21 protein-coding genes are annotated in these 25,732 nt (G+C 64.0%); 18 read left to right on the forward strand and 3 right to left on the reverse strand.

Annotated features, from left to right (window positions below):
* The first annotated feature begins 81 nt into the window (after window positions 1-81).
* Window positions 82-1,077: an MDR family oxidoreductase gene (locus tag V8U06_RS23755; protein ID WP_427142782.1), complete on the forward strand. Its 996-nt coding sequence runs from the start codon at window positions 82-84 to the stop codon at window positions 1,075-1,077.
* Window positions 1,078-1,089: 12 nt separating this feature from the next.
* On the opposite strand, the gene V8U06_RS23760 is transcribed toward V8U06_RS23755, so the two are convergent.
* On the reverse strand, window positions 1,090-1,860 hold the full coding sequence (locus tag V8U06_RS23760) for an SDR family NAD(P)-dependent oxidoreductase (protein ID WP_427142783.1): 771 nt from the start codon (window positions 1,858-1,860) through the stop codon (window positions 1,090-1,092).
* 137 nt (window positions 1,861-1,997) lie between these two features.
* Between V8U06_RS23760 and V8U06_RS23765 the strand changes: the two genes are divergently transcribed.
* From V8U06_RS23765 to V8U06_RS23805, 9 genes are all read left to right on the forward strand, one after another.
* Entirely contained in the window at window positions 1,998-2,768 is a 771-nt protein-coding gene (locus tag V8U06_RS23765) for a DeoR/GlpR family DNA-binding transcription regulator (RefSeq protein WP_226917636.1), read from the forward strand.
* A gap of 113 nt (window positions 2,769-2,881) precedes the next feature.
* Entirely contained in the window at window positions 2,882-4,399 is a 1,518-nt protein-coding gene (gene glpD / locus V8U06_RS23770) for a glycerol-3-phosphate dehydrogenase (protein ID WP_427142784.1), read from the forward strand.
* 42 nt (window positions 4,400-4,441) lie between these two features.
* Window positions 4,442-5,524, forward strand: coding sequence for an ABC transporter ATP-binding protein (locus V8U06_RS23775; protein ID WP_226917638.1), 1,083 nt, complete (start codon window positions 4,442-4,444; stop codon window positions 5,522-5,524).
* A 10-nt stretch (window positions 5,525-5,534) separates the two neighbouring features.
* Complete coding sequence (locus V8U06_RS23780) at window positions 5,535-6,605, forward strand: ABC transporter ATP-binding protein (protein WP_427142785.1); 1,071 nt, start codon at window positions 5,535-5,537, stop codon at window positions 6,603-6,605.
* A gap of 2 nt (window positions 6,606-6,607) precedes the next feature.
* Window positions 6,608-7,474 (forward strand): carbohydrate ABC transporter permease, encoded by an 867-nt coding sequence (locus V8U06_RS23785; RefSeq protein WP_427142786.1) that lies wholly within the window; start codon window positions 6,608-6,610, stop codon window positions 7,472-7,474.
* 11 nt (window positions 7,475-7,485) lie between these two features.
* Complete coding sequence (locus V8U06_RS23790) at window positions 7,486-8,361, forward strand: carbohydrate ABC transporter permease (RefSeq protein ID WP_427142787.1); 876 nt, start codon at window positions 7,486-7,488, stop codon at window positions 8,359-8,361.
* Complete coding sequence (locus V8U06_RS23795; RefSeq protein WP_427142788.1) at window positions 8,361-8,780, forward strand: DUF2160 domain-containing protein; 420 nt, start codon at window positions 8,361-8,363, stop codon at window positions 8,778-8,780. The genes V8U06_RS23790 and V8U06_RS23795 overlap by 1 nt, the downstream gene beginning before the upstream one ends.
* A 78-nt stretch (window positions 8,781-8,858) precedes the next feature.
* Window positions 8,859-10,580: an ABC transporter substrate-binding protein gene (locus V8U06_RS23800; protein WP_427142789.1), complete on the forward strand. Its 1,722-nt coding sequence runs from the start codon at window positions 8,859-8,861 to the stop codon at window positions 10,578-10,580.
* Between the two features lie 153 nt (window positions 10,581-10,733).
* A complete protein-coding gene (locus V8U06_RS23805) occupies window positions 10,734-11,492 on the forward strand; it encodes an SDR family oxidoreductase (protein WP_427142790.1) in 759 nt (252 codons plus the stop codon).
* A gap of 47 nt (window positions 11,493-11,539) precedes the next feature.
* On the opposite strand, the gene V8U06_RS23810 is transcribed toward V8U06_RS23805, so the two are convergent.
* The gene (locus V8U06_RS23810; RefSeq protein ID WP_427142791.1) at window positions 11,540-12,169 is read right to left on the reverse strand and encodes a TetR/AcrR family transcriptional regulator; all 630 of its coding nucleotides are present in this window, start codon (window positions 12,167-12,169) and stop codon (window positions 11,540-11,542) included.
* 105 nt (window positions 12,170-12,274) lie between these two features.
* On the opposite strand from V8U06_RS23810, the gene V8U06_RS23815 reads away from it, so the two are divergent.
* The 8 genes from V8U06_RS23815 to clpB all read left to right on the forward strand — a co-directional run bounded on the left by V8U06_RS23815 (window position 12,275) and on the right by clpB (window position 23,372).
* Window positions 12,275-13,234, forward strand: a complete 960-nt coding sequence (locus V8U06_RS23815; protein WP_427142801.1) for an oxidoreductase — start codon at window positions 12,275-12,277, stop codon at window positions 13,232-13,234.
* Complete coding sequence (locus tag V8U06_RS23820) at window positions 13,231-13,803, forward strand: class I SAM-dependent methyltransferase (protein WP_427142792.1); 573 nt, start codon at window positions 13,231-13,233, stop codon at window positions 13,801-13,803. Before V8U06_RS23815 ends, V8U06_RS23820 begins: the two co-directional genes overlap by 4 nt.
* A 120-nt stretch (window positions 13,804-13,923) precedes the next feature.
* On the forward strand, window positions 13,924-15,198 hold the full coding sequence (locus V8U06_RS23825; protein ID WP_226917647.1) for an aspartate kinase: 1,275 nt from the start codon (window positions 13,924-13,926) through the stop codon (window positions 15,196-15,198).
* Window positions 15,199-15,284: 86 nt separating this feature from the next.
* Complete coding sequence (gene ptsP, locus V8U06_RS23830) at window positions 15,285-17,552, forward strand: phosphoenolpyruvate--protein phosphotransferase (protein WP_226917648.1); 2,268 nt, start codon at window positions 15,285-15,287, stop codon at window positions 17,550-17,552.
* Window positions 17,553-17,573: 21 nt separating this feature from the next.
* Window positions 17,574-18,656: a peptide chain release factor 1 gene (gene prfA / locus V8U06_RS23835; RefSeq protein WP_427142793.1), complete on the forward strand. Its 1,083-nt coding sequence runs from the start codon at window positions 17,574-17,576 to the stop codon at window positions 18,654-18,656.
* On the forward strand, window positions 18,653-19,525 hold the full coding sequence (gene prmC, locus V8U06_RS23840; RefSeq protein ID WP_427142794.1) for a peptide chain release factor N(5)-glutamine methyltransferase: 873 nt from the start codon (window positions 18,653-18,655) through the stop codon (window positions 19,523-19,525). Before prfA ends, prmC begins: the two co-directional genes overlap by 4 nt.
* Window positions 19,526-19,855: 330 nt before the next feature.
* Entirely contained in the window at window positions 19,856-20,512 is a 657-nt protein-coding gene (locus V8U06_RS23845) for a DUF4167 domain-containing protein (protein WP_427142795.1), read from the forward strand.
* A 253-nt stretch (window positions 20,513-20,765) separates the two neighbouring features.
* On the forward strand, window positions 20,766-23,372 hold the full coding sequence (gene clpB, locus V8U06_RS23850; RefSeq protein WP_427142796.1) for an ATP-dependent chaperone ClpB: 2,607 nt from the start codon (window positions 20,766-20,768) through the stop codon (window positions 23,370-23,372).
* A 93-nt stretch (window positions 23,373-23,465) separates the two neighbouring features.
* Here clpB and V8U06_RS23855 read toward each other — a convergent pair whose 3' ends face one another.
* Window positions 23,466-25,421, reverse strand: a complete 1,956-nt coding sequence (locus V8U06_RS23855) for a M23 family metallopeptidase (RefSeq protein ID WP_427142797.1) — start codon at window positions 25,419-25,421, stop codon at window positions 23,466-23,468.
* Between the last annotated feature and the right edge of the window lie 311 nt (window positions 25,422-25,732).

Here is a 25,732-nt window from a genome sequence, read left to right on the forward strand (position 1 = left end):
CACCAATGCCCCGCGCCCTATATCTGGCACGGCAAGGGATCACGCGATGCGGGACCCCCCAGGGATCACGAGGAGGACGTCATGACGTTTCAGGCATTGCTGGTCGAGAAGGGGACGGATGGCGCGGTTACGGCCACCATCCAGGAACTCGGGGATGAGCGGCTTCCCGATGGGGACGTCACCGTCGCGGTCGAATATTCGACGCTCAACTACAAGGACGGGCTTTGCGTCAACGGCAAGGGTGGCCTGGTGCGCACGTTCCCGCATGTGCCCGGTGTCGATTTTGCCGGCACGGTCGAAACATCAGAGGATCCGCGCTACCGGCCGGGCGACCGGGTGGTGCTGACCGGCTGGCGGGTCGGCGAGGTCTGGTGGGGCGGGTATGCGACGCGCGCCAGGGTGAAGGCCGACTGGCTGGTGCCGCTGCCGGAGACGATCTCGACCCGGCAGGCCATGGCGATCGGCACGGCGGGGCTCACCTCGATGATGTCGGTCATCGCGTTGGAAAAGGCGGGGCTTTCGCCGCTGAAGGGCGAGGTGCTGGTGACGGGGGCTGCCGGCGGCGTCGGCTCGGTCGGCGTCGCGCTGCTGGCGCGGCTCGGCTACTCCGTCGCGGCCGTCACGGGGCGGCCGGAAACGGCGGACTACCTGAAGGGGCTTGGGGCGGAAACGATCATCGACCGGTCGGAGCTTGCCGAAGCCAACAGCAGGCCGCTTGAGTCCGAACGCTGGGCCGGGGCCATCGATGCGGTTGGCGGCGACATGCTGGCGCGTGTGCTCAAGCAGATGAAATATGACGGCGCCGTCGCTTCGGTCGGGCTTGCTGCTGGCGCCGTCGTACCGTCCTTCACGGTCATTCCGTTCCTGCTGCGCGGCGTCAGCCTGCTCGGCATCGATTCGGTCATGCGGCCCTATGACCAGCGCGTCGACGCATGGAGCCGCATCGCCTCCGACCTGCCGATGGACAAGCTGGAGGCCATGGTGGTCGAGCACCGGCTTTCCGACCTGCCGGACCTGGCGAACCGGATTCTCGAAGGCAAGGTGAAGGGGCGCGTCGTCGTCGACGTCAACGCCTGAAGCCGGAGGCGGTCAGCAGATGAGCTGGCCGCCGTTGACCTCGATCACCTGGCCGGTGATGTAGCCGGAAAGGGCATTGGAGGCGAGGAAGAGATAGGCGGGAGCGCAGTCTTCCGCCGTGCCGAGGCGCTGCAGCGGAATGGTCTTGCGGGTCGCTTCCAGCTTGTCGGCGGTCGAGTAGCGCGCGTGAAAATCGGTGGTGATGGTGCCCGGCGACACGCAGTTGACGCGGATGCCCTCCGGCGCGAGCTCGCGGGCGAGGCCCTTGGAATAGGTGGAGACGAAGGCCTTGGTGGCCGAATAGACCGCCGAGCCGGGGCTGCCGCCCGTCAGGGCCGAGATCGAGACGGTGTTGACGATGGCTGCATGCGGTGCACGGCGAAGCGCGCGCAGCAGGCCGCGCGTCACCTCCACGACGGAACTCTGGTTGAGACGCACGATGGTTTCGTACTGCTCGTCGGTCAGATCGGCGGCCGGGAAGCGACCCACCATGGTGCCGGCATTGTTGATCAGCACGTCGACATGCGGAAAGAGGCTGTCCACCCGCTGCAGCAGCGCGCCGATGCCGCCTTCCTCCAGGAAATCCGAATAGACGATATGGGCGCGGGCGTCGGCCACGGCGTTTTCGAGGAAGTCGGGCAGGGGGCCGGTCGCCGCGCGCCCGCCATGCAGCAGTACATGGGCGCCGCAATCGAGGAACTGCCGGGCGATCTCCAGCCCGATGCCGCGCCCTGCGCCCGTCACGACGACATTGGCGCCCTTGAACAAGGCTGGATGAAACATGGTCTGTCCTCCCCGGTCATCGGCCGTCCGCCCAGTATCACAAAAACTGGGGCACTCTCCAAGAAGGCGGAACGGATCAATTGATGTGCTTTCGTTTTTGCATATGATGAAAGAAAACGAAAGCAGTGGAGGCGCTTATGTTTCTGACCGGTCGACAGGCGGAGATCGTGGATCTCGCCAAAGCCGAGGGCCGCGTGCTCGTGGAGGACCTCGCATCGCGCTTCTCCGTGACGCCGCAGACCATCCGCAAGGACCTCAACGATCTCTGCGACAACAAGGTCCTGACGCGCATTCACGGCGGGGCGCTGTTCCCGAGCGGCAACGAAAACGTGAAATACGAGGCGCGCCGTTCCATCGCCGCGCCGGAAAAGCAGGCGATCGGCCGGGCCGCCGCCGCGATGATTCCCGACAATTCCTCGCTCTTCATCAATATCGGCACCACGACGGAGGCCGTCGGCGAGGCGCTGCTCGAACATAAAGAGCTGATGGTTATCACCAATAACATCAACGTCGCCAACCGCTTGCGCGTCTATCCCTCCATCGAGGTGGTGATTGCCGGCGGCGTGGTGCGTGGGGCGGACGGGGGCATCGTCGGCGAGGCGGCGGTCGATTTCATCCGGCAGTTCAAGGTGGATTACGCCGTCATCGGCGTTTCGGCCATCGATGAGGACGGCGCCCTGCTCGACTTCGACTATCGGGAAGTGAAGGTGGCGCAGGCGATCATTGCGAATGCGCGCCATGTCATTCTGGTTTCGGATTCGACGAAATTCGAACGGACCGCGCCTGTCCGCATCGGCCACCTTTCGCAGGTCCACACTTTCATCACGGACAGCTGTCCTTTCGAGGGCATTCGCAGCATTTGCCAGGAGCATGACGTGCGTCTCGTCGAGACGGCGACGCAGGCCTGAAACCGGAAACGGCATTTCTTCTCGCATTCGTTTGACATTCGGAATGTTTTCGTTTTAACTCCCTCTGCTTTCGCAACTGCGCAAAATTGTGCAATGCGAAATGGGAGGGGAACTTGGACGGCGACGTGATCCGCGATATTTTCGTCATCGGTGGCGGCATCAACGGCTGCGGCATTGCGCGCGATGCAGCGGGCCGCGGCTATTCGGTCGTGCTTGCCGAAATGAAGGATTTCGCTTCGGGCACGTCTTCCGCTTCCACCAAGCTCATTCACGGCGGCCTGCGTTATCTCGAGCACTATGAATTCCGCCTCGTGCGCGAGGCGTTGATGGAGCGCGAAGTGCTCTGGGCGATGGCGCCGCACGTCATCTGGCCGATGCGCTTCGTGCTGCCCTTCCAGAAGGGCGGCCTGCGCCCGGCCTGGCTCATCCGCCTCGGCCTTTTCCTTTACGACTATATCGGCGGTCGCAAGCTGCTGCCGGCGACCGCGACGCTGGATCTTGCCAAGGACCCGGCCGGCGGGCCGCTGAAGAAGCTCTTCCGCAAGGCCTTCGAATATTCCGACGGCTGGGTGGACGATGCGCGTCTCGTGGTGCTGAACGCCCGCGACGCCGCCGACCGGGGTGCGGATATCCGCACCGGCACGAAGGTGGTCACCGCCCGCCGCGAAAACGGCCACTGGACCGTCGAGACCGAGAATGTCGAGACCGGCGCCCGCGAGACGGTGCGCGCCCGCATGCTGGTCAATGCCGCCGGTCCCTGGGTGGACAAGGTTCTCTCGGCGGCTTTCGGCCGCAACGACGTGCACAATGTTCGTCTCGTGCAAGGCAGCCATATCGTCGTGAAGAAGAAATTCTCCGATCCGCGCGCCTATTTCTTCCAGAACCCGGACGGACGCATCATGTTCGCCATCCCCTATCAGGAAGAGTTCACGCTGATCGGCACGACGGACCGGGATTACGAAGGCGATCCCCGGGATGTCCGCATCAGTGACACGGAAATCGATTATCTTTGCGCCTCGGCCAGCGAGTATTTTGCCGAGCCGGTGAAGCGCGACGACATCGTCTGGACCTATTCCGGCGTGCGCCCGCTCTTCGACGACGGCGCCAGCAAGGCGCAGGAAGCGACGCGCGACTACGTGCTGAAGGTCGAGGGCGGCGATGGTCAGGCGCCGCTGCTCAACATTTTCGGCGGCAAGCTCACCACCTACCGGCGGCTGGCGGAATCGGCGCTGGAGAAGATCGGTGAGGCGATCGGCGCCAAGGGCGACCGCTGGACCGCGACGTCCCGCCTGCCGGGCGGCGATTTCAAGGTCGACGGTTTCGACGCCGAGGTGAAGGCGCTTGGTCTGCGCTTTCCCTTTCTCGCCCCGACCCATGCCCGCCGGCTCGTTCGGCTCTATGGCACGCGGGCGGCCGCGATGCTCGACGGTGCGACGACGGTCGGCGATCTTGGCCGGCATTTCGGCAGCGACCTTTTCGAACGCGAGGTGCGCTGGCTGATGAAGGAAGAATGGGCCCGGCACGCCGAAGACGTGCTGTGGCGGCGGACCAAACGAGGATTGCACCTGACGGCCGCGGAAGCGGCTGCGCTGGAAGACTACATGGCGGCTGCGCAGGCGGCGCCCCACTAGCACACCCTGATCCGGTGGCTGGGAGGAACGACGGAGATAGGAATGCTGGAACTGAGAAACATCACGAAGGTGGCGGGGGCGGACACGCATATCCACCCGACGAATCTCGTGCTCGAGCGCGGCTCGCTCAACGTGCTGCTCGGCCCGACGCTGTCGGGCAAGACCTCGCTGATGCGCCTGATGGCGGGCCTCGACAAGCCGACGGCGGGCTCTGTCTGGTTCGACGGCAAGGATGTGACGGGCGTGCGCGTGCAGGACCGCGGCGTCGCCATGGTCTACCAGCAGTTCATCAACTATCCGGCGCTGACGGTCTACGAGAACATCGCCTCGCCGATGCGCATCAAGGGCGCGGACAGCGCGACCATCGACCGCGAGGTGCGCAAGGCCGCGGATCTTCTGAAGCTGACGCCCTATCTCGACCGCACGCCGCTCAACCTGTCCGGCGGCCAGCAGCAGCGCACGGCGCTTGCCCGCGCCATCGTCAAGAATGCCAGCCTCGTGCTGCTCGACGAACCGCTCGCCAACCTCGACTACAAGCTGCGCGAGGAACTGCGCCTCGAACTGCCGAAGATCTTCGCCGCGTCCGGCGCGATCTTCGTCTATGCGACGACCGAGCCGTCAGAGGCGCTGCTTCTCGGCGGCAACACGGCGACGCTTTCCGAGGGCCGCATCACGCAGTTCGACCGCACCATCGACGTCTATCGCCGTCCGAACGATCTCCTGACCGCGCGCACCTTCGCCGATCCGCCGCTGAACACGGTGCAGGTCGTCAAGACGGGCGGCTATTTCGAGATCGCCGGCAAGCCGGCGCTGCCGGTGCCGGCGCATCTGGCCGGCGTGCCGGATGGCGCCTGCACCATCGCCTTCCATCCGCACCACCTGTCGCTGACCAGCCAGACGCCGGCCTCGGCCAGTCTCCAGGCGCGCACCGCGATTTCGGAAATCGCGGGGTCGGAAAGCTTCATCCATATCGAATTCGAGGGCAGCCGCTGGGTCATGCTCTCGCCGGGCATCCACGACATCGAGCCGGATGCGGTCATCACCGTGCATGTCGATACGCGCCATCTGATGGCCTTCGGCGCGGACGGCAAGGCGATCGCCGCACCCGCGGCCGCGGCGGCCTGAGGAGGACACCATGGCACGCATCAATCTCGATCACATCCGCCATGCCTACGGCGAAAAGCCGAAGTCGGAAGCGGACTATGCGCTGAAGGAAGTCCACCACGAGTGGAACGACGGCGGCGCCTATGCGCTGCTCGGCCCCTCGGGCTGCGGCAAGACCACGCTGCTCAACATCATCTCGGGCCTGCTGCAGCCGTCCGAAGGCCGCATCCTGTTCGACGGCAAGGACGTGACCTACCTGTCGACGCAGGAGCGCAACATCGCGCAGGTCTTCCAGTTCCCGGTCATCTACGACACGATGACGGTTTACGACAATCTCGCCTTCCCGTTGCGCAACCGCGGCGTGGCCGAGCCGGAAGTCGACCGCCGTGTCCGTGAAATCCTCGAGATGATCGACCTTGCCGGCTGGGCGAAGAAGACGGCGCGTGGCCTCACCGCCGACCAGAAGCAGAAGATCTCGCTCGGCCGCGGCCTCGTGCGCAACGACGTCAACGCCATTCTCTTCGACGAACCGCTGACCGTCATCGACCCGCACATGAAGTGGGTGCTGCGCTCGCAGCTCAAGAAGCTGCACCGCCAGTTCGGTTTCACCATGGTCTATGTCACGCATGACCAGACCGAGGCGCTGACCTTCGCCGACAAGGTCGTCGTCATGTATGACGGCCAGATCGTGCAGATCGGTACGCCGGCCGAGCTGTTCGAGAAGCCGCGCCACACCTTCGTCGGCTATTTCATCGGCTCACCGGGCATGAACGTGCTGCCGGCCGCCATCGACGGCAGCAGCGTCAAGATCGGTGAACAGACGCTGACGCTCGACTACAAACCCGCCGTTGCTGTCGGGGCCAAGACGGAACTCGGCATCCGGCCGGAATTCATCACGCTGTCCCGCGAGGGCATGCCGGTCTCGATCAGCAAGGTCGAGGATACCGGCCGCCAGAAGATCGTGCGCGCCGAATTCGCCGGCAAGCCGATTGCCATCGTCGTGCCGGAAGACGGGGAAATCCCCGCCGATCCGCGCGTGACCTTCGATCCCGCCGCCATCAACATCTACGCCGATAGCTGGCGTGTCGGCAGGGAGGGCTGACGATGAACAAGACCTGGAACAACAAGGCCTGGTTCATGGTCCTGCCTGTCCTTCTGCTCGTCGCCTTCTCGGCGGTGATCCCGCTGATGACGGTGGTGAACTATTCAGTGCAGGATACGTTCGGCAACAACCAGTTCTTCTGGAACGGTGTCGGCTGGTTCTCGGACGTATTGGAATCCGACCGCTTCTGGGAAGCGCTCGGCCGCAACCTGCTCTTCTCCATCATCATCCTGGCGATCGAGATTCCGCTTGGCATCCTGATTGCGCTCAACATGCCCAAGAAGGGCCTCGGCGTACCGGTCTGCCTCGTCCTGATGGCGCTGCCGCTGCTCATTCCGTGGAACGTCGTCGGCACCATCTGGCAGGTCTTCGGCCGCGTCGACATCGGCCTGCTCGGCCGCGTGCTCGATGGGCTCGGCTTCGACTACAATTATGTCAACGACGTCTTCGATGCCTGGGCGACGCTCATCGTCATGGACGTCTGGCACTGGACGAGCCTTGTCGTGCTGCTGTGCTATGCCGGTCTCGTCTCGATCCCGGAGGCCTATTACCAGGCCGCCAAGATCGACGGCGCCTCGCGCTGGGCCGTGTTCCGCTACATCCAGCTGCCGAAGATGAAGCGCGTCCTGCTCATCGCCTTCCTGCTGCGTTTCATGGACAGCTTCATGATCTATACCGAGCCCTTCGTCGTCACCGGCGGCGGTCCGGGCAACTCGACCACGTTCCTTTCGATCGACCTCGTCAAGATGGCGATCGGCCAGTTCGACCTTGGCCCGGCCGCGGCCATGTCCATCATCTATTTCCTGATCATCCTGCTGCTGTCGTGGATCTTCTACACGGTCATGACCAGCAGCGACGAGCAGGCGTGAGGGAGGAGGCCATGACCTCACAGGCAACCACCGCAACCACCCTCCAGACGGGCGTCGCCAGCAATGCCGGCGCAAGGGCGGCGCGCAAGCGCAGCCTCTCCTGGATCGTACCCACCCTCTACATCGTCTTCCTGATGCTGCCGATCTACTGGCTCGTCAACATGAGCTTCAAGACGAACCAGGAGATCACCGGCGTCTTCTCGCTGTGGCCGCAGCAGCCGACGCTGCGGAACTATGCCGTCATCTTCACCGATCCGGCCTGGTATTCCGGCTATATCAACTCGATCCTCTATGTGGTGCTCAACACGATCATCTCGATCTCCGTGGCACTGCCGGCGGCCTACGCCTTCTCGCGCTACCGCTTCCTCGGCGACAAGCACCTGTTCTTCTGGCTGCTCACCAACCGCATGGCGCCGCCCGCCGTCTTCGCGCTGCCGTTCTTCCAGCTCTATTCGGCCTTCGGCCTGATCGACACGCATATCGCCGTCGCCATCGCGCATTGCCTGTTCAACGTGCCGCTCGCCGTCTGGATTCTCGAAGGCTTCATGTCGGGCGTGCCGAAGGAGATCGACGAGACCGCCTATATCGACGGCTATTCGTTCCCGAAGTTCTTCGCCAAGATCTTCGTGCCGCTGATCGCCTCCGGCATCGGTGTCGCCGCCTTCTTCTGCTTCATGTTCTCCTGGGTCGAACTTCTGATCGCCCGCACGCTGACGACGACGGACGCAAAGCCCATCGCCGCCACGATGACGCGCACGGTTTCGGCCTCCGGCATGGACTGGGGCGTGCTTGCCGCCGCCGGCGTGCTGACCATCATCCCCGGCGCGCTCGTGATCTATTTTGTCCGCAACTACATCGCCAAGGGCTTCGCCCTGGGGAGGGTCTGATGGCTGCCGTCGCCAATCGCAACAATCGCTGGCCGGTCGCGCTGGCCGCCGTCATCGTCGTCTATGCCGTCATCGCCGGGCTTCTCGTCATGGCGCTTCCCGTCAAGGACGGCGCGCGCGACTGGTTCGCCTCGCTCATCCCGGGCGGCTGGATGGCCTGGTCGTTCCCGACGGCCATGTTTTTCCTGACGATCTTCCTGCTGATCGCGCTGATGGCGGTCTGGGAATATGCCCGGCCGGGCGGCGCTCCGCGCGTCGGGATCCTGCGTTTCGAGACGACCCGCGGCGACCGGCTCTTCGTGTCGCTGCTCGGCTCGGCGTTCATTCATCTCGCATGGCTGGGACTGGTCGGTCCCAACCTGTGGTGGGCTCTTGCCTTGTCCGTGGTCTACGCCATCGGCGTTTTCCGCTTCGTCTAGGCAAAGGAAATGGAGGCCCCGGGGAGAATTTAAGGGACCTTCGCACATGCAATCGCAAAACCCCAAGGGAGGATCGAAATGCGAAAGCAACTTCTGACGACGACGGCAGTCCTGCTGCTGGCGTTCACCGGTTCCGCATTCGCGGACATGGATGCTGCCAAGAAGTTCCTGGATTCGGAGGTCGGCGACATGTCGGCGCTGGACCGCGCCAGCCAGGAAAAGGAAATGCAGTGGTTCGTCGACGCCGCCAAGCCGTTCGCCGGCATGGAAATCAAGGTCGTTTCGGAAACCATCACGACGCATGAATATGAATCGAAGGTCCTCGCTCCGGCCTTCACGGCGATCACCGGCATCAAGATCACGCACGACCTGATCGGCGAAGGCGACGTCATCGAGAAGCTCCAGACGCAGATGCAGTCGGGCGAGAACATCTACGACGCCTATGTCAACGACTCGGACCTCATCGGCACCCACTGGCGCTACCAGCAGGCTCGTTCGCTGACCGACTTCATGGCCAATGAAGGCAAGGACGTCACCAACCCGGATCTCGATCTCAAGGACTTCATCGGCACGTCCTTCACGACGGCGCCGGATGGCAAGCTCTACCAGCTTCCCGACCAGCAGTTCGCGAACCTCTACTGGTTCCGCTACGACTGGTTCAACGACGAGAAGAACAAGGCGGACTTCAAGGCGAAGTACGGCTACGACCTCGGCGTTCCCGTCAACTGGTCCGCTTACGAGGATATCGCCGAGTTCTTCACCGGCCGCGAGATCGACGGCAAGAAGGTCTATGGCCACATGGACTACGGCAAGAAGGACCCGTCGCTCGGCTGGCGCTTCACCGACGCCTGGCTGTCGATGGCCGGCAACGGCGACAAGGGCATTCCGAACGGTCTGCCGGTCGACGAATGGGGCATCAAGGTCAATGAGAAGTCGCAACCGGTCGGCTCGTGCGTTGCCCGTGGCGGCGACACCAATGGCCCGGCAGCCGTCTACTCGATCGAGAAATACCTGCAGTGGCTGAAGGCCTACGCTCCGGCCTCCGCCGGTGGCATGACCTTCTCCGAATCCGGCCCGGTTCCGTCTCAGGGCGAGATCGCCCAGCAGATGTTCACCTATACGGCGTTCACCGCCGACTTCGTGAAGGAAGGCCTGCCGGTCGTGAATGCGGACGGTACGCCGAAGTGGCGCTTCGCCCCCTCGCCGCATGGCGTCTACTGGAAGGACGGCATGAAGCTCGGCTACCAGGACGTGGGTTCCTGGACGCTGATGAAGTCCACCCCGGATGACCGCGCCAAGGCCGCTTGGCTCTATGCGCAGTTCGTGACGTCCAAGACCATCGACGTGAAGAAGAGCCATGTCGGCCTCACCTTCATTCGCCAGTCCACGCTCGACCACAAGTCCTTCACGGACCGTGCGCCGAAGCTTGGCGGTCTGGTCGAGTTCTACCGTTCGCCGGCCCGCATTCAGTGGTCGCCGACCGGCACGAACATTCCGGACTATCCGAAGCTGGCCCAGCTGTGGTGGCAGGCGATCGGCGATGCGTCGTCGGGTGCCAAGAGCGCACAGGAAGCCATGGACTCGCTCTGCGCCGAGCAGGAGAAGGTGCTTGAGCGTCTGGAACGCGCCGGCGTTCAGGGCGATATGGGCCCGAAGCTCGCCGAAGAGCACGATCTCGAATACTGGAACAAGGATGCCGTTTCCAAGGGCAACCTCGCTCCGCAGCTCAAGATCGAGAACGAGAAGGAAAAGCCGCTCACCGTCAATTACGACGAACTCGTCAAGAGCTGGCAGAAGTAATGCAAGCCGGCCGCGGGTGGCTTCCACCCGCGGCCGTTTCTTCATCCGATCCCCTTTGCCCGCGTGCCGAAAGGCAGGCGGGCCTTTTCATTTCAGCCCGTTTGCGCCTATGTCGCAGCTCTATAGACGACATGCTGCGAAGAGGACGCCGGAATGCCTGGATTGCAGGAGCGGATCGCCGTTATCACGGGGGCCGGCCGAGGACTTGGAGCGGCGCTTGCGGTGTCCTTGGCCGAGGCCAAGTGCAATCTCGTCCTGTGTGGCCGCAACCCGGGAGCGCTCGAACGCGTTGCCGAGGCGGTGTTCCAGAGGGTCGGCCGGCGTCCGGTCTGTATTGCGGTCGATCTCGCCGACAGTGGAAGCGTGCAGCATGCCGTCGAAGCGATTAGCCGTTTACACGGCCATGTCGATCTTCTGGTGAACAACGGCGCAATGTGGCTGGAAGCGCGTGACGAGCCCTATACGGCGGAAGAGGTGCTTGGCGTCGTCAACTCAGCCGTCACCGGAACCTATCTGTTCACGCAGGGGCTTTTGCCGATGCTGCGGCAGTCCAATCATCCGGACATCGTGACCATCGGGTCGACCAGCGGCCTGCCCAATGCGCCCCTCGACAATGTCGCCGTGCCTTTCTACGCCGCAAAGCGCGCTCAGGCGGCCATCGCGGATGGACTGCAGCAAATGCTTTCGGGAACGCCGGTACGCTCGATCGCGATCCATCCGCCCAATCTCGATGACATCCAGCCGGGAGAGCCGGAATGGGACGCGGTGGCAGGGCGAGCAAAAGGAACGCGCGGCACCAATCGGGACGTGGTGGAGGCTGTGCTTTTCGCTGTTACACGCCCGCGCCACATCACCCTTTCCATCGTGATGGATACGGCTGATGGCGGGCGCTTTCCTCCCGGGGGTGGCTGATCAGAGGTCAGGACAACAAAGCAGAGATCGCTCCGGGATTTTTCGTTTCAGCCGAGCTTCTTCACCCAGAGCGTATCGATGATCGCGGGGAAGAGGGTCTCCAGCATGTCCGCGTCGCTGCCGCAGCTCTCGATGCGGGCGAGCTTCTTGTCGAGCGTCAGATGGGCGAAGCCGTGCGCCGTCGACCAGATGCCGATCAGCATGGCGTTGCCTTCCGCATCGAGTTCGCTGCGATCGGGCTGGCCGCGAATGGCAAGCACCGTGCGTTCCAGGGCGTCCCAGGCGGCGCTCGTCGTTTCTTCCAGCACCGGTGCGTCTTCGAGCAGCATGTCGTGGCGGAACATCAGGTGGAAGCGGCCGGGAAAATCGACGGCGAAGCGGACATAGGCAAGGCCCTGCGCCTTGAGGCGTTCGGCCGGCGTGCCGGCTTTGCCGGCGTCGATCAGTCGCCGGGCGAGTTCCGCATAGCCGAGCGCCGCGACCTCGGTGAGGAGCCCTGCCGCCCCCCCGAAGTGATGCGAGGGGGCTGCCGGCGAAACGCCGGCCCGGCGGGCAGCCTCGCGCAGTGTGAAACCTTCGAGGCCGCGTTCGGCGAGAAGTTCGTCGGCCGCGCGGATCAGCGCTCCGCGCAAATCACCATGGTGGTAGCCGCGTTCGGCAGTTTTTTTCTCGTTCATCGCAGGCCTCGCAGAGATGTCATCTTTACAGTGTAAAGATTGTGCGGTAGCACGATATGAACACTGTTCAGATTTGGTGGAGGTATCATAATGCGCGCAGGCCACATGGCAACCGCCGAGGGCATTGGGGAGGACAGGCCCTGGACGGTATCGGCGATGCCAAACCAGACGGGGCGCTTCTGCATCGTCACGGGCGCCAATAGCGGGCTGGGCTTTCTGACCGCCCGGGAACTTGCTAGAAAAGGAGCGCGGGTCATGATGACCGCGCGGGACGAGGGCAGGGGGCACATGGCGCTGGCGCGCATTCGAGCCGAGCTTCCCGATGCCGCAGTCGAGCTGCGCAGGCTCGACCTGGCGGACCTCGACGATGTCGCCGCCTTTGCGGGGACATTGCTTGCGGGAGGACATCCCCTCGACCTCCTCATCAACAATGCCGGGGTGATGATGCCGCCGCGCGGATTGACGCGTCAGGGGCATGAAACCCAGTTCGGCGTCAACCACCTCGCGCATTTCGCCCTGACGCTGCGCCTGCTGCCGCTTCTTTCGGGCGCCCCCGGCGCGCGGGTGGTGACGGTGAGTTCCGAGCTGCATCGGCGTGGCCGCATCCGGTTCGACGATCTGACGGGCGAGAAGGGATACGGGCGGCTCGCCTTCTATGCGCAGTCGAAGCTCGCCAACGTGCTTTTCGGCCTTGAACTCGACCGCCGACTGAAGGCTGCGCGCCTTCCTGTCATGAGCCTGCTCGCGCACCCCGGCTATTCCGACACCAATCTCCAGACCAGCGCGACGTCCGGCCTGTTGCGCGTCTTCATGCGCATCGGCAATCGCTACCTCGCGCAGAACGCCGAGCGGGGCGTGCTGAACCAGCTTTATGCCGCAACCGTGGACAATGTGGCGGGTGGCGACTTCATCGGCCCGGATGGCTTTCGCGAGATGCGCGGGTCTCCCGCACGGGTGCACCCGCTGCCGGCGGCGACCGATCCGGCGCTGGCCGCCAGACTCTGGCATCTCTCGGAAACCCTCACCGGCCTCACTTTCCCCTCCAGCGCGGAGCGCATGCCATGACTGCCGTGACGATGGATGCCTATCACTTCTTCCGCGCCTGGATGCGCGATCCCCTGCGCGTCGCCTCGATCACGCCTTCCGGCAAGGCGCTCGCCGATCTCATCGTGCGCGAGATCGGTCCGGAAACCGGCAGGGTCATCGAACTTGGACCGGGAACGGGTGTCTTCACGCGGGCGCTGCTGCGCCGCGGGGTGGCGGAAGAGGATATCCTCCTCGTGGAGAAGGGGGCGGAGTTCGCCGCGATCCTCCAGCAGCGCTTCCCCAAGGCGATGATCGCCTGCACGGATGCGGCGCGCATCACACGCTTCTGTGCCGAGCCTGCGGGCGCGGCGATCAGCGGCCTGCCCCTGCTTTCGATACGGCCGGAGAAGGTTTACGCTATTCTTGCCGGGACCTTCGCGCGCCTCGGGGAGGATGCGGCGCTCTACCAGTTTACCTATGGCCTTCGCTGCCCGGTGCCGCGCCCCGTGCTCGAGCGGCTCGGCCTGTCGGCCGTCCGGGTCGGCGGTACGCTTCGCAACGTGCCGCCCGCCTTCGTCTACCGCATCGCCTGCAAGCGCCCGGCCTGACCGTACCGATTGGTACACTTTCGGGATTCCATGCATTGCGCAGCGCGGGGTCTTCCGCTAAGAGACCCCGCGGTTTCCCCCGCGCGCTCGCGCGAACATCGAATATAGCGGTACACACACATGGCACGCATCGTGATGAAATTCGGCGGAACGTCCGTCGCTGACCTCGACCGTATCCACAATGTCGCCCGCCATGTGAAACGCGAGGTCGATGCCGGCCACGAGGTCGCCGTCGTCGTTTCGGCCATGTCCGGCAAGACGAACGAACTCGTCGCCTGGGTGCAGAACATGCCGAAGGTGACGGGCGCCAACTCGCCCTTCTACGATGCGCGCGAATACGACGCGATCGTTGCCTCGGGTGAACTCGTCACCGCCGGCCTTCTCGCGATCGCCCTGCAGTCGATGGATATCAACGCCCGCTCCTGGCAGGGTTGGCAGATCCCGATCCGCACCGACAACGCGCATGGCGCCGCCCGCATTCTCGATATCGAGGGCGACGAGATCGTCCGCCGCATGGGCGAGGGGCAGGTCGCGGTCGTCGCCGGCTTCCAGGGGCTTGGCCCGGACAACCGCGTCGCCACGCTCGGCCGCGGCGGCTCCGATACGTCGGCCGTCGCCATCGCCGCTGCCGTCAAGGCCGACCGCTGCGATATCTACACGGATGTCGACGGCGTCTACACGACCGATCCGCGCATCGAGCCCAAGGCTCGCCGCCTGAAGAAGATCGCCTTCGAGGAAATGCTCGAAATGGCCTCGCTCGGCGCCAAGGTTCTCCAGGTCCGCTCGGTGGAGCTTGCCATGGTGCATAAGGTGCGTACCTTCGTGCGTTCGTCTTTCGAGGATCCCGATGCGCCGGGCATGGGCGATCTTCTGAACCCGCCCGGTACGCTGATTTGTGATGAGGATGAGATCGTGGAACAGGAAGTCGTAACCGGCATCGCCTATGCCAAGGATGAAGCGCAGATCTCGCTCCGCCGCGTCGCCGACCGGCCGGGCGTTTCGGCTGCGATCTTCGGCCCGCTGGCCGAGGCTCATATCAATGTCGACATGATCGTCCAGAACATTTCCGAGGACGGCTCGAAGACCGACATGACCTTCACCGTTCCCTCCGGCGACATGGAGAAGGCGATCAAGGTTCTCGAAGGCGCCAAGGAAAAGGTCGGTTTCGACGTCATCCAGCACGAGACGGGTCTCGTGAAGGTCTCCGTCATCGGCATCGGCATGCGCAGCCACGCCGGCGTTGCCGCCTCCGCCTTCCGCGCGCTTGCCGAGAAGGGCATCAACATCAAGGCCATCACCACCTCCGAGATCAAGATTTCCATCCTGATCGACGGCCCCTATGCCGAACTCGCCGTTCGGACTTTGCATTCCGTCTACGGTCTCGATAAGAAGTAAGAACCGGCCGACTCGGCGCCGATCTTATGATCGCCGGCGCAGGCAAGCGCCGGTGAGGTAACGTCATTTTCGGGAGACGCCACGCGATGAGAGATCTCTCCGCGGGTCCGCGCGTTCTTCTCAAGCGGCTGCGCGAACTGATGGCGGAGCCGCTCGAGCCGCAGGAGCGCCTTGACCAGATCGTGCGCCAGATCGCGCAGAACATGGTCGCGGAAGTGTGTTCCGTCTACGTGCTGCGTTCCGACGGCATTCTCGAACTCTATGCGACCGAAGGCCTCAATCCCGGCGCCGTTCACCTTGCCCAGCTCAAGATGGGCCAGGGCCTTGTCGGCACCATCGCGGCTTCCGCGCGACCGCTGAACCTTTCCGATGCCCAGTCGCACCCCGCCTTCACCTACCTGCCGGAAACGGGCGAGGAGATCTACCACTCCTTCCTCGGCGTTCCTATCTTGCGTACCGGCAGGGCGCTCGGCGTGCTTGTCGTGCAGAACAGGGCGAGCCGCACCTACCGCGAGGACGAGGTAGAGGCGCTCGAAACGACGGCGATGGTGATTGCGGAAATGGTGGCGACAGGCGAGCTGAAGAAGCTCACCAAGCCCGGCCTCGAGCTCGACCTTTCCCGTCCTGTCGCCATCGAGGGCGCGAGTTTCGGCGAAGGCATCGGCCTCGGTTATGTCGTGCTGCACGAGCCACGCATCGTCGTCACGAACCTGCTCAACGAGGATTCCGAGCACGAACTCGGCCGCCTTGCCGAGGCGCTGGGGTCGCTGCGCATCTCCATCGACGACATGCTGTCGCGTCGCGAAGTGTCGATGGAGGGCGAGCATCGCGAGGTGCTGGAAACCTATCGCATGTTCGCGCATGACCGCGGCTGGGTGCGCAAGCTCGAAGAGGCGATCCGCAACGGCCTGACGGCGGAAGCGGCGGTCGAGCGGGTGCAGAGCGAGACCAAGGCGCGCATGATCCGCCTGACGGACCCGTATCTGCGCGAACGCATGCACGATTTCGACGACCTGGCGAACCGGCTGCTGCGCCAGCTTACCGGCTATGGCGCGAAGCTTTCGGCGAGCAGCTTCCCGAACGATGCCATCGTCGTGGCGCGTGCCATGGGCGCGGCCGAACTGCTTGACTATCCGCGCCAGAACGTGCGCGGTCTCGTGCTGGAAGAGGGCGCGGTGACGAGCCATGTGGTGATCGTCGCGCGCGCCATGGGCATTCCGATCGTCGGCCAGGCGGCCGGCGCGGTGGCGCTAGCCGAAAACGGCGATCCCATCATCATCGATGGGGACGACGGCCGGGTACACCTTCGGCCGCTGCCCGATCTCCAGCGTTCCTATGAGGAAAAGGTGCGCTTCCGCGCCCGCCGGCAGGAACAGTACCGGGCGTTGCGCGCCGTCGAGCCGCTGACGAAGGACGGGCGCGAGATCAATCTGCAGATGAATGCCGGTCTTCTGGTCGACCTGCCGCATCTCAACGAATCGGGCGCATCGGGCATCGGCCTCTTCCGCACCGAACTCCAGTTCATGATCGCCTCGACCATGCCGAAGGCGGAGGAGCAGGAAGCCTTTTACCGCAACGTGCTGAAACATGCCGGCGGGCGTCCCGTCACCTTCCGCACGCTCGACATCGGCGGCGATAAGGTCGTGCCCTATTTCCGTGCGGCGGAAGAAGAGAACCCGGCGCTCGGCTGGCGCGCCATCCGTCTGTCGCTCGACCGGCCGGGCCTGCTGCGCACCCAGCTGCGCGCCATGCTGCGCGCGGCGGCCGGCAACGATCTCAGGCTGATGCTGCCGATGGTGACGGAGGTTTCCGAACTCCGGGAGGTCCGCGACCTTCTCCAGAAGGAAATCCAGCGCCAGTCCAAGCTCGGCGAGCAATTGCCGAAGAAGCTGCAGTTCGGTGCGATGCTGGAAGTGCCGGCCCTGCTCTGGCAGCTCGACGAGTTGATGGCCGAGGTCGATTTCGTTTCTGTCGGTTCGAACGATCTTTTCCAGTTCGCCATGGCTGTCGACCGCGGCAATGCCCGTGTCTCCGACCGTTTCGATACGCTTGGCCGCCCGTTCCTGCGCATCCTGCGCGACATCGTGCGCGCCGGTGAACGCAACGAGACCTCCGTGACGCTGTGCGGCGAGATGGCCAGCAAGCCGATCTCCGCCATGGCGCTGCTCGGCATCGGCTTCCGTTCGGTGTCCATGTCGCCGGCCGCGATCGGCCCGGTGAAGTCCATGTTGCTGTCGCTCGATGCCGGCAAGCTCGAATCGCTGCTGATGCCGGCGCTCGACGATTTGAAGCCGACGGCCTCCATCCGCCAGATTCTCACCGACTTTGCGGCCGAGAACGGCATTCCGCTTTAAAGACCTGACTGGAGTTGAACGGTGGCGAAGCTTCCCGTTGAAAAGATGCGCGAACTCGAACGCCGTTTCGGCGAGATCGAGGCACGCATGTCGGCGGGGCCGGATTCGGAGACCTATGTGCGTCTCGCCTCGGAATATTCCGAGCTGCAGCCCGTCGTCACCAAGGTGCGCGAATACGAGAAGGTCAATGGCGAGATCGCCGACCTCGACGCGCTGCTCGCCGACAAGTCGACCGACCGCGAGATGCGCGATCTTGCGGAAATGGAGCTGCCCGACCTGAAGGAGCGCCTCGAAGGCCTCGAAAAGGAGATGCAGATCCTGCTTCTGCCGAAGGACGCCGCCGACGAGAAGAGCGCGATCCTCGAAATCCGCGCGGGTACGGGCGGGTCCGAAGCCGCGCTTTTTGCCGGTGACCTGTTCCGCATGTACGAGCGCTATGCGGCCGCCCATGGCTGGAAGGTGGAGGTCATCTCGTCGAGCGAGGGCGAAGCGGGCGGTTTCAAGGAAATCATCGCGACGATCACCGGCCGCGGGGTCTTTGCGAAGCTGAAGTTCGAATCGGGCGTGCACCGGGTCCAGCGCGTGCCGGAAACGGAGGCGAGCGGTCGCATTCATACGTCGGCGGCGACGGTTGCCGTGCTGCCGGAAGCCGAAGAGATCGACATCGAAATCCGCGCCGACGATATCCGCATCGACACGATGCGGTCCTCGGGCGCGGGCGGCCAGCACGTCAACACGACCGACTCGGCCGTGCGCATCACGCATCTGCCGACCGGCCTCGTCGTGACCAGTTCGGAAAAATCCCAGCACCAGAACCGCGCCAAGGCGATGCAGATCCTGCGCTCGCGCCTCTACGACATGGAGCGCCAGCGCGCTGACAGCGAACGCTCCGCCGACCGCAAGAGCCAGGTCGGTTCCGGCGACCGCTCGGAGCGCATCCGGACCTACAATTTCCCGCAGGGGCGTGTCACCGATCACCGGATCAACCTGACGCTCTACAAGCTCGACCGCATGATGATCGGCGAGATCGACGAAGTCGTCGATGCGCTGCTGGCCGATTACCAGGCCGGCCAGCTGGCCCAACTCGGCGAACAGGGCCGATGAGCAACGTGACGCTCGCCGAGGCGCTGGCCACGGCGCGGCGACGGCTTGCCGAGGCGGGCATTGGCGAGCCGGCACAGGATGCGCGGCTGTTGATCTCGGGCCTTCTGGCGCTTTCCTCCACGGCCTTCGTGACGGATGGGCGCCGGTCGCTTGCCGATGACGAGGTGATGGCAATCGACGCGGCGGTGGCGCGCCGGATTGAGCGCGAGCCGGTGCACCGCATTCTCGGCCACCGGGCCTTTTCGCGGCTGGATCTCGTGCTTTCCCCGGATACGCTGGAGCCGCGACCGGATACGGAAGTTCTCGTCGACATGCTGGTGCCGCATGCGCAACGGATCCTGACGGAACGGGGAAACTGCCGCATTCTCGATCTCGGCACGGGGACGGGGGCGATCTGCCTCGCCTTGCTCGATCTGGTGCCGGGCGCCACGGGGGTCGGCGCCGATCTTTCGGCAGGCGCCCTTGAAACGGCGATGCGCAATGCCCAGTTAAACGGGGTCGCGGACCGTTTCGAAGCGGTCGAGAGCGACTGGTTTGCAGCCGTGACCGGCGTTTTCGACATCATCGTGTCAAATCCGCCCTATATCGTCCGTTCCGTGGTCGGAACGCTGGACGAGGATGTCCGGCTTTACGATCCGATCCTGGCGCTGGATGGCGGCGATGATGGGCTCGATGCCTACAGGGCCATTGCGGCCGGGGCGGGCGACAGACTTCGGGACAATGGCCTGGTGGCCTACGAAATCGGCTTCGATCAGAAGGATCAGGTCACCGCGATCATGCGGGAAAACGGTTTTGCCCGAACTGACGCTGTAAAGGACTTCGGCGGCAACGACCGTGCGCTTCTCTTTTCAAAAGCAATGGCTGTGTAGATTTCGCTGCGGCAGTGCAGCAAATTCCGCAACCGCAAAGAAAAGGCTTGGAATTGTGAAGGAAGCGGGATAGTTTGCGGCCACGCACTGGGCAAGAGGTCATGACAAAAGGCTTTGCTCCTGTCTGACCCGATCGCGAGGATAGCTCTCTCGAAGAGTTGCTAGGGTTGAAGACTGCCCTGTGCGGGTACCTGTTAATTTGGCGTCTTACGGCGACAGGACCACCGACCGGCGTGGTTTGCCCGCGGGTAAGGATGCTTGATCTGGTGTGTCCCGATCAGGCGTGCAGACACATGAATCATCATACACGATACGTTAGGTGAGTGACATATGAGGCCAGGACAGCAAAACAAGCGCGGCCGCGGGCGTAATAACAACAACAATAACAACAATAACAACAACAATAACCACCAACGCAAGGGCGGCAATCCCCTGACGCGGACCTACGACAGCTCGGGTCCGGACGTGAAGATCAGGGGTACGGCCCAGCACATCGCCGAAAAGTATTCCGCGCTCGCTCGGGACGCCCAGAGCGCCGGCGACCGCGTGATGGCGGAAAACTATCTGCAGCATGCCGAGCACTATAACCGCATCATTGCCGCCGCCCAGGCGCAGATGCAGGACCGCTTCCCGCGGGAAGACCGCTCCGACAATGCAGACCGCAACGACTACAATGACCGCGACGGTTTCGACCGCGATCAGGACGAGATCGATTCGACGCCCGTCGACGAACCGGCTCCGGTTGCTGCTGCTCCCGCCGTCGTGGCTGCCGAACCCGTCGTCGACGGTTCCGGTCCGCAGCCCGTGATCGAAGGTACGCCGGCCGAAGTCGCGCTCGAAGAGGAAGGCACGGCCTCCGGCCGCGCGCCGCGTCGCCGCAACGCCGCCCGTCCGCGCCGTCCGCGCCGGGGCGAAGGCCAGGCAGCCGGTGACGACGCTCAGCCGGCCGATGGCGATGCGCCGGCCCTGGAAGCCGCTTCCGAGTAAGCGCATCCATGGAAGACCTTGCGGAACCCGGCTTCGTGCCGGGTTCTTGCGTTTCGGCAAGCCCGTTCAAAAATGTTTGGGGTGCGCCGGGCGCTCTCTTTAATTCCGAAAACGTCTCCACCATATTCGCTTCAAGCGGTTGACCGGTCGAAGGCCGGGACCCCGCAGGCATGAAGGTTCGCCTTTACGGGAGCCTTATCCTGAATCGTCGACCGGCGCCTCGAAGGGCCGGCCGAGTTATGGAGGCAGATTGATGAATATTGAAAAATACTCCGAGCGCGTTCGCGGTTTCCTGCAATCCGCCCAGACGAAGGCGCTGGCGGACGGACATCCGCAATTCACGCCCGAGCACGTTCTGAAAGTGCTGCTCGACGACGAGCAGGGCATGGCCACGTCGCTGATCGAGCGGGCCGGCGGCAACGCGCGTGACGCGCGGATCGCCAATGACGCCGCTCTTGCCAAGCTGCCGAAGGTTTCCGGCGGTAACGGGCAGGTCTATCTTTCCCAGCCGCTCGCCAAGGTTTTTGCCACGGCGGAAGAGGCTGCCAAGAAGGCCGGCGACAGCTTCGTCACCGTCGAGCGTCTGCTGCTGGCGCTGGCCATCGAAAAGTCCGCGGCATCGGCCGACATCCTGGCCAAGGCCGGTGTGACGCCTGCTGCGCTCAACCAGGTCATCAACGACATTCGCAAGGGCCGCACCGCCGACACGGCGAGTGCGGAGCAGGGCTTCGATTCGCTGAAGAAATTCGCCCGTGACCTCACGGCCGACGCGCGCGAAGGCCGTCTCGACCCGGTCATCGGCCGCGACGACGAAATCCGCCGCACCATCCAGGTCCTCTCGCGCCGCACGAAGAACAATCCCGTGCTCATCGGCGAGCCCGGCGTCGGCAAGACCGCCATCGCCGAAGGCCTCGCGCTGCGCATCGTCAATGGCGATGTGCCGGAGAGCCTGAAGGAAAAGAAGCTGATGGCGCTCGACATGGGCGCGCTGATCGCCGGTGCGAAATATCGCGGTGAGTTCGAGGAACGCCTGAAGGCCGTGCTGGCCGAAGTGCAGGCGGAAGACGGCGAGATCATCCTCTTCATCGACGAGATGCACACGCTGGTCGGCGCCGGCAAGGCGGATGGGGCGATGGACGCCTCCAACCTGCTGAAGCCCGCACTTGCCCGTGGCGAACTGCACTGCGTCGGCGCGACCACGCTCGACGAGTATCGCAAGCATGTCGAAAAGGATGCCGCGCTTGCCCGCCGGTTCCAGCCCGTCATGGTGGACGAGCCGACCGTCGAGGACACGATCTCGATCCTGCGCGGCCTCAAGGAAAAGTACGAGCAGCACCACAAGGTCCGGATTTCCGACTCGGCCCTGGTCGCCGCCGCGACGCTTTCCAACCGCTACATCACGGATCGTTTCCTGCCGGACAAGGCCATCGACCTGATGGACGAAGCGGCCTCGCGTCTGCGCATGCAGGTCGATTCCAAGCCGGAAGAGCTCGACGAACTCGACCGCCGCATCATCCAGCTCAAGATCGAGCGCGAGGCCCTGAAGAAGGAGACCGACCGCTCGTCGCAGGATCGCCTCGAAAAGCTCGAGATCGATCTTGCCGCGCTGGAAGAGCAAGCCTCTGCGCTCACCGCGCGCTGGCAGGCGGAAAAGTCCAAGCTCGGCCGCGCCGCCGATCTCAAGCGTCAGCTCGACGAGCTGCGCAACGAGCTTGCCATTGCCCAGCGCAAGGGCGAGTTCCAGCGTGCCGGCGAATTGGCCTATGGCATCATCCCCAAGCTCGAAAAGGAGCTGGAAGAGGCCGAAGGCAGCGATGCCAGCGACGTCGATCCGATGGTGCAGGAGGTCGTGACCGCCGACAACATCGCCCATGTGGTCTCCCGCTGGACGGGTATTCCCGTGGACAGGATGCTGGAAGGCGAACGCGACAAGCTGCTGCGCATGGAAGACGAGCTCGGCAAATGGGTCGTCGGGCAGGGGGATGCCGTTCAGGCCGTTTCCCGCGCCGTTCGCCGTGCCCGCGCCGGCCTGCAGGATCCGAACCGGCCGATCGGCTCGTTCATCTTCCTCGGACCCACCGGCGTCGGCAAGACGGAGCTGACCAAGGCGCTCGCCCGCTTCCTCTTCGACGACGAGACGGCGATCCAGCGCATGGACATGTCGGAATACATGGAGAAGCACTCCGTGGCCCGGCTGATCGGTGCGCCTCCCGGCTATGTCGGCTATGAGGAGGGTGGTGCTCTGACGGAATCCGTTCGCCGCCGGCCCTATCAGGTCGTGCTGTTCGACGAAATCGAGAAGGCGCATCCGGATGTCTTCAACGTCCTGCTGCAGGTCCTCGATGATGGTCGCCTGACCGACGGCCAGGGTCGTACCGTGGACTTCCGCAACACGATGATCATCATGACGTCGAACCTCGGCGCCGAATATCTGACGGCGCTCGGCGAGAACGAGGACAGCGATACGGTTCGCGACCAGGTCATGGATGTCGTCAAGATGGCATTCCGGCCGGAGTTCCTGAACCGTGTCGACGAGATCATCCTGTTCCACCGCCTGCGGCGGTCGGAAATGGGGGCGATCGTCGATATCCAGCTGGAGCGCCTGCGCAAGCTGCTGACCGACCGCAAGATCGTGCTCGATCTCGATGACGACGCGGTGCACTGGCTGGCCGAGAAGGGCTACGATCCGGTCTATGGTGCACGCCCCCTCAAGCGGGCGATCCAGAAGCACCTTCAGGATCCGCTGGCCGAGAAGATTCTCGGCGGCGATATCGCGGATGGATCGATCGTCAAGGTGACCGCCGGTTCCGACCGGCTGCTCTTCTCGTCGCGCAACGGCGCGGTCAGCAAGGCCGCCTGAGGCGATCGACGGTTACAGGAAAAGCAAAGCGCGGGTCCCGGCCCGCGCTTTTTGCATTTTCGATGACGCGGCGAAAAGCGCCGGCAAAGGCGGTCAGTGCGTTTCCGCCACTTCCGTCGAGCCGTCGCCGCGACCGAGCAGGTCGTCGATGCGCTTGCGCTCGGTCTCGAACTGGGCAAGGGCCTTGCCCTCCAGCGACTTGCCGCCGGGCAGACGGATTTTCAGGGCATCGACCTTGTTGCCGTTGACGATCAGCTCGTAGTGCAGGTGCGGGCCGGTCGAAAGGCCGGTCGTGCCGACAAAGCCGATCACCTGGCCCTGTCGCACCTTCGCTCCGACCTTGACGCCCTTGGCGATGGCGCTCTGGTGATTGTAGGACGAGACATAGCCGTTGGCATGGCGGATCAGGGTCTGGTTGCCATAGCCGCCCGAATCCCAGCCGGCCTTTTCGACCACGCCGTTGCCGGCCGCGATGATCGGCGTGCCGCGCGGGGCCGCCCAGTCGACGCCGGTGTGCATGCGCGAAAAACCGAGGATCGGGTGGCGGCGCATGCCGAAGCCGGAGCGGAACACCCCGTTCGGCACGGGATTGCGCAGCAGGAACTGCCGGATGCTCTTGCCGTCCTCGTCGTAGTAGTCGACCGATTCGTCGTCCGGATTCTGGAAGCGGTAGACCCGGGTTTCCGTGTCGCCGAACTTGGCGTCGAGGAAGAGGATTTCCGAATCCTCCGTCGCCGTGCCGTTCTGGTCCGTGACGGAGAAGAAGGCTTCAAGGGAATCGGTCGGGCGAAGCTGTGCCTGGAAATCGACATTGCTGGCGAGGATGCGAATGACCTCGCTCGTCATGTCCTGTCCCATGCCATAGGACAGCGCCGCGCGGTATATGCCGTCATAGACCCGCGGCAGATCGCGCCCGGCGATGATCGTCGGCCGGTCGTCGTTGTCGAAGGCGGTTGCAACCGCATCGAGCACCGGCGGTTCGGCGCCTTCGACGAAGCGTCCGCTGTCGTCGAGCGCTGCCGTCACCACATGGCGGCCGCGCGAATAGACGCTGGCGCGCACGATGTTCGCTTCCTTGCCCTTCTGGGAAATGCAGATGCGCAGCACGTCGCCCTCGGCGAGTTCCTTGCTGCCGAGCTGATGCTCCAGATAGGTGGAAAGGTCTTCGGCCTGGGCCTTGGTATAGCCCGCCGTCGTCATGACCTCGCCGATATCGGCCGCGCGCCGCACGGGGATCACGTCATCGGCATATTCGGTGTCGTCGGGTGTCAGCGTGTCGAAGGTCGATACGCTCATATTCTCTTCCACGATGCGGGCCGTCAGGCCGAGCAGGTCGAGATCGGAGGATTCCGAGGCGAAGCGCTGCGGGTCGACATAATAGAGGGAGGCGACCTGCGTGCTGCCGTCCGTCAGCACCGAACCATTGGTGCGCACATTCTCCTCGACCTCTTCGATCGACATCTGGTCGGCATAGTCGAGCGCCGATCCGCCGGTCGGGAAGGCGTCCGTCTGCAGCGCCACTTCCGATTCGACGTCGGAGCCGTAGATCGTGCCCATGCGCGAGGCGGGCGCGGCATCCTTGCCGTTGGTCGAAAAGATCGAGAGCGGATCGAAGCGCGGATAGTCCTCGTTCGTCGCGTGGTTGGCCGCGAGCGCCATCTTCACATGGGCGAAGGGTTGCCGGCGCACCACTTCCTTCTGGCCGTCATGGATCATGGTGGAGATTTCCATGATCTTCTTGTCGGCGGGCTTGGCGACGATGGCGGGCTCCAGCACGCGTTCGCCGCGCTTGGCTGTTTCGCCCGTCTTGCTGGTCTGGCTCGGGGTTCCGAGCGCCGCGAAGGCTTCGGCGGGAATGGCGAGCTGCTGGCGACCGTCAAGGGCGGCGAAAAGCGCGACGCCCATAAGAATGGAGGAGGTAATGCCGGTGAGGAAGGTGCCGGACAGCCAGCGAAGCGAGATTTCCCGCCGGTCAGGCGCCTTGCGCCCGTCGGCCAGGATCGGCGGTTCGTTGCCGAGGGATCGGATCATGTTCCGGTCGGTGGTCATGCCGATTGCGCTTCGCCCTGTGCCGTCTGTTTGTTGTCAGCGCGGGAAGATGCACGCAGGAGGGCCCGCGAGTCAAATCACGCTCGTTCTTCCTCTCTCTAAGAGGGGCGGAATGTGAAAATCTGAGGGCAATCGGCGTCTTTTGAGGGTGGACTGGCCCGTAAGGCCCGGAAATCCAGTATCTTTTGCGGGGAAATGAAAGCGAAACGCGGATTTCCGAAGAAATTTTCAAAAAAGTGTCACAGGGCTGTTGACGGGTAAAAATGTTGGGCCTATAACGCCGCTCATCGAACGAGAGCGGCGGCGCTTCT

Origin of the sequence: Shinella sp. G-2, assembly GCF_050172695.1 — a bacterium.
In the GTDB taxonomy this organism is placed as follows: Bacteria; Pseudomonadota; Alphaproteobacteria; order Rhizobiales; family Rhizobiaceae; genus Shinella.

What these genes read in the sequence shown, in the direction of transcription:
- V8U06_RS23765 (WP_226917636.1), top strand. Translation starts at nt 1,998, where the DNA reads ATGTTTCTGACCGGTCGACAGGCGGAGATCGTGGATCTCGCCAAAGCC.
- ptsP (WP_226917648.1), top strand. Translation starts at nt 15,285, where the DNA reads ATGAGAGATCTCTCCGCGGGTCCGCGCGTTCTTCTCAAGCGGCTGCGC.
- V8U06_RS23800 (WP_427142789.1), top strand. Translation starts at nt 8,859, where the DNA reads ATGCGAAAGCAACTTCTGACGACGACGGCAGTCCTGCTGCTGGCGTTC.
- V8U06_RS23825 (WP_226917647.1), top strand. Translation starts at nt 13,924, where the DNA reads ATGGCACGCATCGTGATGAAATTCGGCGGAACGTCCGTCGCTGACCTC.
- clpB (WP_427142796.1), top strand. Translation starts at nt 20,766, where the DNA reads ATGAATATTGAAAAATACTCCGAGCGCGTTCGCGGTTTCCTGCAATCC.
- V8U06_RS23805 (WP_427142790.1), top strand. Translation starts at nt 10,734, where the DNA reads ATGCCTGGATTGCAGGAGCGGATCGCCGTTATCACGGGGGCCGGCCGA.
- V8U06_RS23810 (WP_427142791.1), bottom strand. Translation starts at nt 12,169, where the DNA reads ATGAACGAGAAAAAAACTGCCGAACGCGGCTACCACCATGGTGATTTG.
- prmC (WP_427142794.1), top strand. Translation starts at nt 18,653, where the DNA reads ATGAGCAACGTGACGCTCGCCGAGGCGCTGGCCACGGCGCGGCGACGG.
- V8U06_RS23815 (WP_427142801.1), top strand. Translation starts at nt 12,275, where the DNA reads ATGGCAACCGCCGAGGGCATTGGGGAGGACAGGCCCTGGACGGTATCG.
- V8U06_RS23855 (WP_427142797.1), bottom strand. Translation starts at nt 25,421, where the DNA reads ATGACCACCGACCGGAACATGATCCGATCCCTCGGCAACGAACCGCCG.
- V8U06_RS23820 (WP_427142792.1), top strand. Translation starts at nt 13,231, where the DNA reads ATGACTGCCGTGACGATGGATGCCTATCACTTCTTCCGCGCCTGGATG.
- V8U06_RS23795 (WP_427142788.1), top strand. Translation starts at nt 8,361, where the DNA reads ATGGCTGCCGTCGCCAATCGCAACAATCGCTGGCCGGTCGCGCTGGCC.
- V8U06_RS23775 (WP_226917638.1), top strand. Translation starts at nt 4,442, where the DNA reads ATGCTGGAACTGAGAAACATCACGAAGGTGGCGGGGGCGGACACGCAT.
- V8U06_RS23790 (WP_427142787.1), top strand. Translation starts at nt 7,486, where the DNA reads ATGACCTCACAGGCAACCACCGCAACCACCCTCCAGACGGGCGTCGCC.
- V8U06_RS23760 (WP_427142783.1), bottom strand. Translation starts at nt 1,860, where the DNA reads ATGTTTCATCCAGCCTTGTTCAAGGGCGCCAATGTCGTCGTGACGGGC.
- V8U06_RS23780 (WP_427142785.1), top strand. Translation starts at nt 5,535, where the DNA reads ATGGCACGCATCAATCTCGATCACATCCGCCATGCCTACGGCGAAAAG.
- V8U06_RS23755 (WP_427142782.1), top strand. Translation starts at nt 82, where the DNA reads ATGACGTTTCAGGCATTGCTGGTCGAGAAGGGGACGGATGGCGCGGTT.
- V8U06_RS23845 (WP_427142795.1), top strand. Translation starts at nt 19,856, where the DNA reads ATGAGGCCAGGACAGCAAAACAAGCGCGGCCGCGGGCGTAATAACAAC.
- V8U06_RS23785 (WP_427142786.1), top strand. Translation starts at nt 6,608, where the DNA reads ATGAACAAGACCTGGAACAACAAGGCCTGGTTCATGGTCCTGCCTGTC.